Origin of the sequence: Paraburkholderia sp. J41, assembly GCF_905220235.1 — a bacterium.
Classification (GTDB): domain Bacteria; phylum Pseudomonadota; class Gammaproteobacteria; order Burkholderiales; family Burkholderiaceae; genus Paraburkholderia.
Genome location: NZ_CAJMZE010000005.1, coordinates 137,001 through 149,173 on the forward strand (window position 1 = coordinate 137,001; position 12,173 = coordinate 149,173).

The 12,173-nt window shown below is 62.0% G+C and carries 13 protein-coding genes; 9 read left to right on the forward strand and 4 right to left on the reverse strand.

What is annotated here, in order from left to right; translation table 11 throughout:
* Positions 1-115 precede the first annotated feature (115 nt).
* Positions 116-817 (reverse strand): HAD family phosphatase, encoded by a 702-nt coding sequence (locus U5805_RS07135; protein ID WP_322102751.1) that lies wholly within the window; start codon positions 815-817, stop codon positions 116-118.
* Between the two features lie 444 nt (positions 818-1,261).
* Between U5805_RS07135 and U5805_RS07140 the strand changes: the two genes are divergently transcribed.
* The gene (locus U5805_RS07140) at positions 1,262-2,017 is read left to right on the forward strand and encodes a class I SAM-dependent DNA methyltransferase (protein WP_322102752.1); all 756 of its coding nucleotides are present in this window, start codon (positions 1,262-1,264) and stop codon (positions 2,015-2,017) included.
* A gap of 29 nt (positions 2,018-2,046) precedes the next feature.
* On the opposite strand, the gene U5805_RS07145 is transcribed toward U5805_RS07140, so the two are convergent.
* Positions 2,047-3,186 (reverse strand): alanine--glyoxylate aminotransferase family protein, encoded by a 1,140-nt coding sequence (locus U5805_RS07145; RefSeq protein ID WP_322102872.1) that lies wholly within the window; start codon positions 3,184-3,186, stop codon positions 2,047-2,049.
* A 325-nt stretch (positions 3,187-3,511) separates the two neighbouring features.
* Here U5805_RS07145 and U5805_RS07150 point away from each other — a divergent pair, with 325 nt between their 5' ends.
* From U5805_RS07150 to U5805_RS07185, 8 genes are all read left to right on the forward strand, one after another.
* Positions 3,512-3,925, forward strand: coding sequence for a PaaI family thioesterase (locus U5805_RS07150; RefSeq protein ID WP_322102753.1), 414 nt, complete (start codon positions 3,512-3,514; stop codon positions 3,923-3,925).
* A gap of 511 nt (positions 3,926-4,436) precedes the next feature.
* A complete protein-coding gene (locus U5805_RS07155) occupies positions 4,437-4,787 on the forward strand; it encodes a hypothetical protein (RefSeq protein ID WP_322102754.1) in 351 nt (116 codons plus the stop codon).
* 213 nt (positions 4,788-5,000) lie between these two features.
* The gene (locus U5805_RS07160) at positions 5,001-6,116 is read left to right on the forward strand and encodes a branched-chain amino acid ABC transporter substrate-binding protein (RefSeq protein ID WP_322102755.1); all 1,116 of its coding nucleotides are present in this window, start codon (positions 5,001-5,003) and stop codon (positions 6,114-6,116) included.
* Positions 6,117-6,270: 154 nt separating this feature from the next.
* On the forward strand, positions 6,271-7,197 hold the full coding sequence (livH, locus tag U5805_RS07165; protein ID WP_322102756.1) for a high-affinity branched-chain amino acid ABC transporter permease LivH: 927 nt from the start codon (positions 6,271-6,273) through the stop codon (positions 7,195-7,197).
* Positions 7,198-7,204: 7 nt separating this feature from the next.
* The gene (locus tag U5805_RS07170) at positions 7,205-8,476 is read left to right on the forward strand and encodes a high-affinity branched-chain amino acid ABC transporter permease LivM (protein WP_322102757.1); all 1,272 of its coding nucleotides are present in this window, start codon (positions 7,205-7,207) and stop codon (positions 8,474-8,476) included.
* Complete coding sequence (livG, locus tag U5805_RS07175; RefSeq protein ID WP_322102758.1) at positions 8,473-9,243, forward strand: high-affinity branched-chain amino acid ABC transporter ATP-binding protein LivG; 771 nt, start codon at positions 8,473-8,475, stop codon at positions 9,241-9,243. The genes U5805_RS07170 and livG overlap by 4 nt, the downstream gene beginning before the upstream one ends.
* Complete coding sequence (locus U5805_RS07180; protein WP_322102759.1) at positions 9,243-9,944, forward strand: ABC transporter ATP-binding protein; 702 nt, start codon at positions 9,243-9,245, stop codon at positions 9,942-9,944. The genes livG and U5805_RS07180 overlap by 1 nt, the downstream gene beginning before the upstream one ends.
* Before the next feature lie 299 nt (positions 9,945-10,243).
* Positions 10,244-10,846: a DUF4337 domain-containing protein gene (locus U5805_RS07185; protein WP_322102760.1), complete on the forward strand. Its 603-nt coding sequence runs from the start codon at positions 10,244-10,246 to the stop codon at positions 10,844-10,846.
* A gap of 52 nt (positions 10,847-10,898) precedes the next feature.
* Here the strand turns inward: U5805_RS07185 and U5805_RS07190 are convergent, their stop codons facing one another.
* Positions 10,899-11,297, reverse strand: a complete 399-nt coding sequence (locus U5805_RS07190; protein ID WP_322102761.1) for a hypothetical protein — start codon at positions 11,295-11,297, stop codon at positions 10,899-10,901.
* Positions 11,298-11,514: 217 nt separating this feature from the next.
* Complete coding sequence (locus U5805_RS07195) at positions 11,515-11,982, reverse strand: DUF2501 domain-containing protein (protein WP_322102762.1); 468 nt, start codon at positions 11,980-11,982, stop codon at positions 11,515-11,517.
* Between the last annotated feature and the right edge of the window lie 191 nt (positions 11,983-12,173).

Sequence of the window (12,173 nt, forward strand, 5' to 3'; positions counted from 1 at the left end):
GAAATGGTATGCGAACCGGTGGCGCCGTGCTTCGTGCGTGCCGGGCATTCGAAAACGGCTGGGGAAGAGCTTGCCCGAGGTTTCCAATCGTCCGGCGCGTGATTTTCACACGTGCTTATTTGTTTTGCCAGTTCGTGTTTTGCCAGTTCGCGAGCAAGGCGGGGAGTTGCGCCATGTCGGTGAAAACCTGCGCGACGCCCACTTCGCGCAGCGCCCGCGCGCTGCTGTGGCCCGGCTCGGCAGGGCTGTAGCCGAACACGGTGGCGCCCGCCGCGACGCCGGCGCGCGCGCCGGTAACGGTGTCCTCGATCACGGCGCAGCGGCGCGGATCGGCGTCGAGGCCCGCCGCCGCCGCGAGATAAACGTCGGGGAACGGCTTGCTGCGCGGCGTTTCGTGGCCGCTATAAATATGCGGGCCAAAACTGGCGAGCAGTCCGACCTTGCGCAGTTGCAGTTCCACCTTGCGCCGGTCCGCGCCCGACGCCACGGCAATGCGGCCATCGAACGCCGCGTGGATCGCGCGCACGGCGGCCGGTGCGCCGGGAATTTCGGCGAGATCGCGTTCGAGGGCCTCATTACGGCGCGCGCGAAAGCCTTCGAGCCAGGCGTCGGTGATACGCACGCCCGTCTGCGCTTCGATACGATCCGCCTCGTCTTTCACGGCCTTGCCGACGAAAATGCCCATCGCTTCGTCGACGGTCAGCGACCAGCCCAGCTCGCCCAGCATCTGCACGAGCACGATATGAGTGATGCGTTCGGAATTGACCAGTACGCCGTCACAGTCGAAAAGCACGGCGTCGAATGGGGTGGATGACATCGTTTGCCTGGCGTTGCCGGGGAAGTTGTATTGCGATGCGGCGGGCAAGGACGGGTTGACGTGCCCATTGCGCCCCGCATCTTGTGCGAGACGGCGATGATAACCGGGCTTGGCGTCGGGCGCAGTCCAGGCGGCAGATCGCGGTGCGGGCGGTGCGATCCAGACGATTTCGATATCAATCTCGCCCCCGGCCCTGCGCCATGCTATCGGCGACGATGCGTGCGTTTTCGAAGAAAATGGACCGCGTTTCCAACGCCAACACGTGAATTTCCGCCCGGCCCGTCGAGGCGCGGGCAGCGCGACTTACCGGCCGCCTTCAACGGCTTTTCCCGGCTTTGCCTTGGGTAGTGGAATTCGCAGTGGAACCGGCAGTGGAAACGGGCAGTGGAAACGATAAGGCAAAGCGGTGGACAATGGCGGTTTCGCAAATCGCCGCCCATCATCATGTCCGCCGAAGAAAAGAACCGCAGCGCCGGCGCCGGCTTACCCGGCCGCGCCAATTACACGCAATTCGCGGATCGCTACGCCGAACGCGCGCCCGTCAAGCCGCACAACGCGCTTTATGAACGGCCTGCAACGCGCGCGTTGCTTGGCGAAGTCGCGGGCCTGGACGTGCTCGACGCCGGTTGCGGACCCGGCATCGTCAGCGCGGAACTGGCGGGCGAGGGCGCGCGCGTGCGCGCGTTCGACGTGACGCCCGCAATGGTCGAACTGGCGAAGGTGCGTTGCGCGAATCTTGCCGTGGAGGTCACGACGGGCGATCTCGGTCAGCCGCTCGACTGGCTCGCCGGTGCCTCGTTCGATCGCATCGTATGTTCGCTCGCGCTCGATTACGTCGAGCATCTTGCGCCGACCTTCCGCGAGTTTCATCGCGTGGCACGGCCTGGCGCACTGCTGGTGTTTTCGATGGCGCATCCCATGCGCGACTGGATCGACACGCGCACGCGCGGCTCGCGCACTTACTTCGACACGACGCGCTTTGGCTTGCATTGGGGCGGCTTCGGCGAACCGAAGCCGTGGGTGGAGGCATTCAGAAGGCCGCTCGCCGACATCTTCAATGCGCTCACGGAAAGCGGCTGGAGCCTCGAGCGCGTGACCGAGCCGTTGCCCGCGCAGGAAATGAAGACGGTTTCTCCGGCGCTGCATGCGGAACTCACGCAAGCGCCGGCGTTTATCTGCGTGCGCGCGCGGCGCATCTGACGCGCGCGCGATTGCCGCGCGCGGGCGAATCAAGCGCGCCGTGCGCTCGACGAAAGCGATTCCTCGAGCGCGGCCACGCCGGCGGTGAGATTGACCGGCGCGCCAAGATCGCACATCGTGCGGCCAAGCGCATGCACCGTGCGGAACAGATGATGCTCGCGACATTGCTCGCCCATCTGCCCGATACGAACGATAGGCAGTCCGAACGATCCGGCAATCTCGACCTGATACTGCTGCGAGATGTGATTGCATACGGCGCGCGCCGTGAGATTCTCGGGCAGCGCAATGCCGACCACGGAATTGAGGCGGCAATCCTGTGGCGTATAGAGTGAGAGTCCTAGCGCGCTCACGCCGCTTTGCAGCGCAAGCGAGCAGCGCAGGTGGCGCGCGAAGCGCTTTTCGAGCGTTTCCGTGCATACGAGGCGCAGCGCTTCGTGCAGCGCGAGTACGCCGGAAACGGGCGCGGTGTAGTGATAGCCCGCGTTGTGCCAGAAGTTTTCGGCGAGCGTGGCATCGAGGCACCAGTGCGTGTTGGGCGCGGTGCGCGTGCGCACGCGTTCCCAGGCGGCGTTAGAAAACGCGATGAGCGAAACGCCCGGAATCGACGATAAGCCTTTTTGGCCGCCCGTAATGACGACGTCGATGCCCCACGCGTCCATTTCCAGCGGCATCGTGCTCAACGTACACACCGCGTCCACGACAACGAGCGCGCCCGCCGCCTTCGCGAGCTTCACGATTTCCTTGATCTGCGTGTTGCACACCGTGTTGGACGTTTCACCATGCACGATGGTGACGATGGCCGGGCGCGTGCTTTCTATCGCTTGCGCAACGGCTTCGAGCGAGGCAATCGTGCGGTCCGCAACGTCGAGCGTGGTGACTTCCGCACCGACGCGGCGCGCCATTTCGGCCATCCGTGCGCTAAAAAAGCCATTGACGATGGAGAGCACGCGCGTGCCCGGCCACGCGAGATTCGACACGGCCATTTCCATGGCGGCGGAGCCGGGGCCGGCCACGCCAAGCACCCAGTTCGAATGCGTCTGGAACACGTAACGCGCCATCGCCTTCACTTGATGGATCACGCGCGCCATGGTGTCGCCGAGATGGTTGATGACGACGGTATTGGCCTTTGCGACGGCGTCGGGAATGGGCACGGGCCCCGCGCCCATCATGAGGAGCGGCTCCTCGGGCAGGATGCGGTCGAGGGTTTCGACGCTGGGACAAGGAACCGGCGCGGCCTCGGCCGCTGCCGCCGCTGAGCGCGAAATGGCCAGCGGAACGGGGTGGAGCGCGGTGTCGTTCATCTTGGGTACCTGAATTCGTGAGGATTGAGGCGCGCGGAGGCGGCGCCTCCAGCAGTGTTCTGTCTGGCGGCGGCGCTGACCATGTACAGTTGCGCGGAAATCCGCTGAACAGTGGACAGTGGAGCGCCGCGCTGCGCAGCTTCATGCCGAATCCTATAATCGAACGCTTCCCCCGTTCTTGCCAGGAGCGCGCATGTCGCAATTCGCCGTGGACAATCCTTTCCTCGAAACCCTGGGCGTGAGCGTCGCGCAATGGCGCGAGGGCTATGCCGAGCTTGTGATGCCTATCGACGCCTCCAAGCTCAATCGGCAAGGCGTATTGCAAGGCGGCGCGATTGCGACGCTGCTCGACGCGGCCGCCGGTTACGCGGGACTGTTCGCGGAAGCGGGCCAGCCCGCGCGGCACGGCTTCACGCTTTCGCTGACGACGAATTATCTCGACAAGGGTCTGGGCCGCTTCGTGCGCGCAAAGGGCTTTCTGGAGCGCGGCGGCCGTTCGATCTTTTTTGCCCGCGCGGAGGCATGGGTCGACGACCGCGTGTTGATCGCGAGCGCGCAAGGCACGTTCAAGTATTCGCGACCGGCGGTCGATAGTTCGGCATCCTGACGTTTTATTGACCGATGAAATACCGGCGACGTTGCGTTATCGAGTCTTGTCGGTTGACGCTGGCTGTCCAAGGGATCGAGCGCCAACGGGAGCGCGATGTCGATTGGCTCTTGACGGAGCGAGCTTGACGAAACCTCGGGCAGCGCTCCTGTTCATGCCGCACGGCGTGCTCGAAATTGGTGCATGAGACGGCGGCGTTCCAGCCGGCAGTGTCATCGACACTTGCAGATTTAAGGCGATTTCCGCGAGCGGTGAGACGGCGGCGCAACAGCGCCGTTGGGATTCATGCCGGAATTTACGATCGCGATTTTTAGAAAACCTTGGGTGGCGTCGAAAATTGTCCTGTGATTTACCCAAAAAAAGAACGGGTTCGTGAAGAACGCGAGATGGGCTTATCACAATTTTTCCTCGTTCTCGTTTGTCTGAGAAATCTTAAAAATTGTCTAGACAAATCATGTATTTGGCGTAGTTGGTATTTAGGGTTTTCCCTGTTGTCGTCTCGAATTTCAAAATGATTTTCGCTTCGGTCTCTTTATTTTTAAGATGGTTGAAGATGCCGTGCTATTTTAAAAAATATTTTCGACTAAAACTAAAGAAACGATTAAGCGAAAAATTCGAATTGCATCTGGTTTCCAAAGCCCTTGACCCGTGTGGCTTGGCGCCGATCCGCCATCCCGCGCTCCCGACAATTTTCGTTTTTCAAGCATTATCAGGCGTCTCCAGGTGGGTAGATCAATTGACGCGCATCAGTATTTCCCGCGGCAAAGGGAAAAACCCTTGCTTGCATAGGAAATGGATTATTGATAGCATCCGCCGGTCGCTGATTTTGATCGGACCACCTTTCCGATTCGAAATGCAGTGAACGGGGCAGGCGGATCGCTTGCGCAACAGAATCTGTAACAGAGCAGATTCTCCGAACGCAGCCGCCTATCCAGGCGCTGATACACGCCGGGCCCCGTCACGTCTTTTTGATGCCCGTCGTGGTTGTTCTCCAAGGATTTTCATTGGGGCGCTGTTCGATTGCGCAGGTCATTCCGTCTGACCGGTTGACCCGAAAACAATCGAGGAGCTACTGATGAAGTTGTCCCGCCTTACCGCCGTTTCCGTGGCCGCCGCGCTGCTCGCATTTGGTGCAAGCGCGAACGCCGACACCGTGAAGATCGCCATTGCCGGCCCGTTCAGCGGTCCGGTCGCCCAGTACGGCGACATGGTCAAGGCGGGCGCGCTGACCGCGATCGAGCAGATCAACGCCGCTGGCGGTGTGAACGGCAACAAGCTCGAAGCCGTGCTGATGGACGATGCGTGCGAGCCGAAACAAGCCGTCGCCGTGGCGAACAAGATCGTTTCGCAACACATTCAGTTCGTGGTCGGTCACGTTTGCTCGGGCTCGACGATTCCCGCGTCGGACATCTACGAGAACGAAGGCGTCGTGATGGTCACGCCCTCGGCCACCGCGCCGCAACTGACGGAAGGCAAGAAGCGTCAGTTCATTTTCCGCACCATCGGCCGCGACGACCAGCAAGGCCCGGCTGCCGCTGCCTACATCATCAACAAGGTCAAGCCGAAGAAGGTTGCGATCCTGCACGACAAGCAGTCGTACGGTCAGGGCATCGCCACGTCGGTGAAGGCCGCGCTCGACAAGGCGCATATTCCCGTTGTCGTATTCGAAGGCATCAATGCCGGTGATTCGGACTACTCAGCAGTGGTCACGAAGCTGAAGTCGCAAGGCGTGGACTTCGTCTACTTCGGCGGCTATCACCCCGAAATGGGTCTGCTGATGCGGCAGTCGCGCGAACAAGGCGTGAAGGCCACGTTCATGGGACCGGAAGGCGTGGGCAACAAGGACGTCACGGCAATTGCCGGCCCGGCTTCGGAAGGCATGCTGGTCACGCTGCCCGCCGACTTCGCCGCCGACCCGGCCAACGCGAAGCTCGTGAAGGCATTCGCCGACGCCAAACGCGACGCCAACGGCCCGTTCCAGATGCCCGCCTATGCGGCCGTCGAAGTGATCGCGGACAGCATCAAGGGCGCAAAGAGCACCGACCCGACCAAGGTTGCCGCCTATCTGCACAAGAACGCGTTCAACACGCCGATCGGCAAGGTCGAGTACGACTCGCAGGGCGACCTGAAGTCGTTTCGCTTTGTCGTGTACACGTGGCACAAGGACGCCACCAAGACCGCCGCGAACTGATTTCGGCGCGCACGCCGCACGCCCCGCGCTGCGCGGGGCGTTTTCATGATCGTTTCATGAAGGTTGCGCGTGCAACGAAAGCTATGGGGAATTCTTTTGGGAAATCCCCCGGTTTCAAGGTCGCTTACCGGCTTCATCGCCGCGAGGCTTACGCATGAATGATTTTCTTCCGCAGTTCACCCAGCAGCTCGTCAACGGGCTCACGCTGGGCGCGATCTACGCGCTGATCGCCATCGGCTACACGATGGTCTACGGCATCATCGGCATGATCAATTTCGCTCACGGCGAGATCTATATGATCGGCGCTTACGTGGGCCTCGTCACGCTCACGGCGCTCGGCACTTCGGCGGGTTATCCGCTGCCGCTCGTGCTGGGCGCGGCGCTCGTCGTCTCGGTGCTCGTGACCGGGCTCTATGGTTTCGCGGTCGAGCGCGTCGCGTATCGCCCGCTGCGCGGCGGCCCGCGTCTCGTGCCGCTGATCTCCGCGATCGGCATGTCCATTTTCTTGCAGAACTACGTGCAGATCGGGCAGGGCGCGCGCGACGTGTCCGTGCCGATGCTCATTTCCGGCGCGATCGACTTCAACATGGGCGGCAACTTCGACGTGACGATTCCTTACGCGCGCATGCTGATCGTCGGCGTGACGCTCGTGCTGATGATCGCGCTCACGCTGTTCATTTCGCGCTCGCGCATGGGCCGCGCATGCCGCGCCTGCGCCGAGGACATGAAGATGGCCAATCTGCTCGGCATCGACACGAATCGCGTGATCTCGTTCACGTTCGTGCTTGGCGCGATGCTGGCGGCGGTGGGCGGCGTGCTGATCGGTCTTACGATCGGCAAGCTCAATCCGTATATCGGCTTCATCGCCGGCATCAAGGCGTTTACGGCGGCGGTGCTGGGCGGTATCGGCAGCATTCCGGGCGCGATGCTCGGCGGCGTGCTGCTCGGTCTCGCGGAAACGCTCGCTTCGGGCTATATGCCGGCGGAGTACAAGGACGTCGTGGCGTTCGGCCTGCTCGTGCTCGTGCTGCTGTTCCGTCCCACGGGTTTGCTCGGCAAGCCGGACGTCGAAAAGGTGTGAGGACGCAATGAGTCAATCCGTTTCCGTAAGCGCGCTCGCGCATCGCCCGGGTTCGTCGCAAACCGTGAAGGGCGCATTCGCCGCGGCCATCGCAACGATCATTCTCACCGCGCCGATTCTCGGCCTGCAACTCACGCTCGACGGTTATCAGGTCGTCTTGCAGCAGCACTGGCGTCCTGTCTGGATCGCGGCGGCCGTCGTGTTCGTGTTTCAGCTCGTCAAACCGCTCGTTGCGCGCGCAACGAGCGGCGTGCGGTTGCCGAAAGCGCCCGCGCTGGGTGCACGTCAGCAACGCATGGCGATCTGGGTGTTGCTCGCGTTCGGCGTGGTGTTTCCGCTGATGGGCTCGCGCGGCTCGATCGACGTTGCCACGCTCGCGCTCATCTACGTCATTCTCGGGCTGGGCCTGAATATCGTGGTGGGCTTCGCGGGTCTGCTCGACCTCGGTTATGTGGGTTTTTACGCGGTGGGCGGCTACACCTACGCGCTGCTCAACCAGTATTTCGGCTTCACGTTTTGGGAATGCTTGCCGCTGGCGGCGCTCGCGGCCGCAGCTTTCGGCTTCGTGCTGGGTTTCCCGGTGCTGCGTTTGCGCGGCGACTATCTTGCGATCGTCACGCTGGGCTTCGGCGAAATCATTCGTTTGCTGCTCAACAATCTCACGAGCATCACGGGCGGCCCCGACGGCATCTCGGGCATTCCGAAGCCCACGGTGTTCGGTTTCGAACTCGCGCGCCATGCGAGCGTGGAAGGCGCGAAGACGTTCAATGAACTGATCGGCATCGAGTACAACGGCGAGCACATGGTCATCTTCCTGTATTTGCTTGCGCTCGTGCTCGTGGCGTTCACGCTGTTCGTGACGAGCCGCCTGCTGCGCATGCCGATGGGCCGCGCATGGGAGGCGCTGCGCGAAGACGAAATCGCGTGCCGTTCGCTTGGGTTGAATCCCACTCGCATCAAGCTTTCGGCGTTCACGCTGGGCGCGTCGTTCGCGGGGCTGGCGGGTGCGTTCTTTGCGGCGCGGCAGGGTTTGGTGACGCCCGAGTCGTTCACGTTCATCGAGTCGGCGCTCATTCTGGCCGTGGTCGTGCTCGGCGGCATGGGCTCGCAACTGGGTGTCGTGCTCGCGGCCATTCTGTTGACGGTGTTGCCCGAAGTCGCGCGTGGCTTCGCGGAGTACCGCATGCTGATTTTCGGTCTGGTGATGGTGCTGATGATGATGTGGCGTCCGCAGGGCTTGTTGCCCGCAAGCCGTCCGCACGTGGAGTTGCCGCAATGAGCGCACAGGCATTGTTGGAAGTAGCGGGCTTGCAGATGCGCTTTGGCGGGCTGCTGGCCGTTGACGGTATTGATTTCGACGTGCGTTCGAACGAAGTGTTCGCCATCATCGGGCCGAACGGCGCGGGCAAGACCACGGTGTTCAACTGCGTGGGCGGCTTCTACAAGCCCACGGCCGGCGACATCGTGCTCGACGGTCACGCGATCGCGGGGCAAGCCAGTCACGAGGTCGCGCGTCGCGGTCTCGTGCGCACGTTCCAGAACATTCGTCTCTTCAAGCAGTTGACGGTGCTCGAAAATCTCATGGTCGCGCAGCACCTGAAGGTGAATCGCAACATACTGAGCGGCCTGCTGGCAACGCCCGCGTATCGCCGCGCCGAGCGCGCGGCGCTCGAACGCGCCGCGTACTGGCTCGAACGCGTGGGGCTGAAACAGGTCGCGAATCGCGAGGCGGGCACGTTGTCGTACGGGCATCAGCGCCGGCTCGAGATCGCGCGCTGCATGATTACCGATCCACGCCTGCTGATGCTCGACGAACCCGCGGCCGGTCTCAATCCGCAGGAAAAGATCGAATTGCAGCAGATGGTGGACGGCTTGCGCAACGAGTTCGGAATATCGGTACTCCTGATCGAACACGACATGAGTCTCGTGATGGGCGTTTCGGATCGCATTCTCGTGATGGAACACGGCAAGCCGATCATGACCGGCAAGCCTGGGGAAGTGCGCAACGACCCGCGCGTAATCAAAGCCTATCTCGGAGAGGACTGATGCTGAAGCTCGAACAGGTCCATACCCATTACGGCGCGGTGGAGGCGCTGGCGGGCGTGTCGATCGAAGTGAACAAGGGCGAGATCGTCACGCTGATCGGCAGCAACGGCGCCGGCAAGACCACGCTGATGATGACGGTGTGCGGCACGCCGCGCGCGTCGTCGGGGCGCGTGACGTTCGAGGGCGAGGACATCACGCGCACGCCCACGCACGAAATCATGCGCAAGGGCATGGCAATTTCGCCGGAAGGCCGCCGCGTGTTTCCGAGCCTCACGGTGCTCGAAAACCTGCAAATGGGCGGCTTTTTCGCCTCGCAACACGAGATCGAAGCCGGCATCGAGCATGTGTTTACGCTGTTTCCGCGTCTGAATCAGCGTGCGAAGCAGCGCGCGGGCACCATGTCGGGCGGCGAGCAGCAGATGCTCGCCATCGGCCGCGCGTTGATGAGCAAGCCGCGTTTGCTGCTGCTCGACGAACCCACGCTGGGTCTCGCACCGCTCGTGATCGCGCAGATCTTCGACATTATCCGCACGATTCGCGAAGAGGGCGTGACGGTGTTTCTCGTCGAGCAGAACGCGAACAAGGCACTGCACGTGGCCGATCGCGGCTACGTGCTCGAAACGGGGCGCGTCGTGCTGGCGGACAGCGCCGACAATCTGCTCGCGAACGACAACATCAAGCGCGCCTATCTGGGCGGTTGACGTTGGTACGACGATGAGTTCCTCGACCAAGGAACTTCTTGACGGCCTGCGCAGAATGTTTGCGCGGGCCGTTTCATTTTTTGAAGCGCGTTTTAAAAGCCCGATAACCTACATTCTGCTTTCGTTTTAAAGGTCTTTCATTCCGGTGAGCGCCTGTTCGGTATTCGTTGCGACGAATGCTTATTGGGTACTGGACAAGCGAGCCGCGCTCACGATAATTGAGCGTTTTGCGCATTTCGTCATGAGAGCGAAGGCGCGAGGCGGACCGCGGTCAGCCAGCGAAACCGGAGAGAGTTGGGATGTCTGATGAGTACGAAGTGCATGGGCCGCACGATCATGCGGTGGAACACGCCGCATCGGGTCATGGCGCGCACGGCGAGGGCGATGCGTTTCCCGGCCGCATGGCGGTCATGACGGCGATTCTTGCGTCGATTGGTGCGATATTTTCGTATCAAAGCGGCAACAGTGAAAATCTCGCGCTCTATTACAAGAACGAAGCGGCAATTCACAAGACCGAAGCCGCCAATCAATGGGCGTATTACCAGGCGAAAGGCGAGAAGCAGAATCTGGCCGAACTCGGCGCGGAACTCTCCGCGCTGGCGCCCAACGCGGACGCCGCGAAAGGCCGCTTCGCGAGCGAGGCGGAGCGTTATCGGCAGCAGAAGGAGCCGATTCGCGCGAAAGCCGAGGCGCTCGAAAAGACTGTCGAGGACGACGACGCGCGCAGCGAGAAGCTGCTGCACGGCCATCACCGTTGGGCGCAGGCCACGACGCTCATCCAGATTTCCATCGCGCTTACGGCGATTACGCTGCTCACGCGTCGCCGCTGGCTGTTCAGGACTTCGGTGGGCGCGGGTATTGTCGGCGTGGTACTGGGCGCAACGGCGTTCTTCGGCGGTTGATTTCGTCGCTGCGGCAAGGCTAGAACCGGCTTGAACCGGTTTTAACCGTACTTCAACCGCCGCATACGATGGCGGTCAGCAAGAGCGGCACGACCGAATGCACGGTTGCGTCGTTGTTTGCCTGGCGCAGGCGGGCGCGCACCGACTCGGCGGGCGCGCGCACGACCACGCCGTAAAGGGGCGCGGCGATTTCCTTACCGGCGCCGCGGCGAAACAGTGCGTCGTCGCGGTCGTAACCGAGCACCACGTAGACGGGAAAACCAAATGCGCTCAGGCGCGTGCCGTGTACCGGCCGAAAGGCGTTGACCGAATTCGCTTCCACGCGGCTCGGTTGCGGGTCGATCGACTTCTGCTCCATGAAAGACGCGACGAACGCATGCGGATTCGAATTGCAGTCGAATTGCGCGTCGGGCGGCGCTTCCTGAGCGTGCGCGTTTTGTGGCGCGAGCAAGACGGCGCATGCACTTGCCGCGCAGAACGCGAACGGAGCAAAAAAGCTGGCGAGAATTCGGCACATGATCATGGCTGCAAGTTCCAATGCCGCGAACGAACCGTTATGCCGGTTAGACATCAGGCGGTTCGATGCGTTCCAGGGTGGCGGCACGCGAATTGCTGGGATGTGCGCCGGCTCGCACATCCCGCCAACGGGCGCGAAGTGCGTCCCGGGGTTATAGCAATGACTTTGCCTGGCTCAGAATCTTGTCGCAGACCTGGCGCGTTGCGGCTTCCTTGAGGCCGCCGCCGGACAGATCGAGTCTGGAGCCGTTGCCGGCCGTGAGAATGCCGCTGGTGCCCTGCGTATAGCCGCTGTCGGTCGTATTGGCGCCGCCGGGCAGTTTGCTGAGCAGCGAGTCTTTCACGTTGCCGGCGCTGTTCGCATTCAGGTAATTGTTTTGAATGCAGTACTGAAGTACGCCGGTCACATTGCCAAGACTATTGGACGTGACCGATGCGCCGGACAGCGAACTGCCGAGGCCGCCCAGATTGCCTAGCGCGCCTTGCGCCGAGCCGCCGTTGCTGCCGCCCTGATTGAGCAGATTGCCGAGCTGGGCTTGCGCGGCGCCCCAGGGTGCAAGCAGTGCGAGCATGAGCGAAGCCATCGACGCGATGGCGATGCGTGGTGCGAAAGTTTGCATACACGAGTCTCCGTTGCGGTTGTGTGCTTTAACTATAGACGGATTCGATTTCTCGCCCGCGTTGCATGAGCGCGCGCAACGCGGTGGCGAAATGCGAAAAGCAGTGAGAATTTCGTGTGAACGATGCCGGGCGCATGCGTGCTTCATCGAGTTGTCACCTGTTGCGGGCACAACCTTAAAGGCGGCAAAAA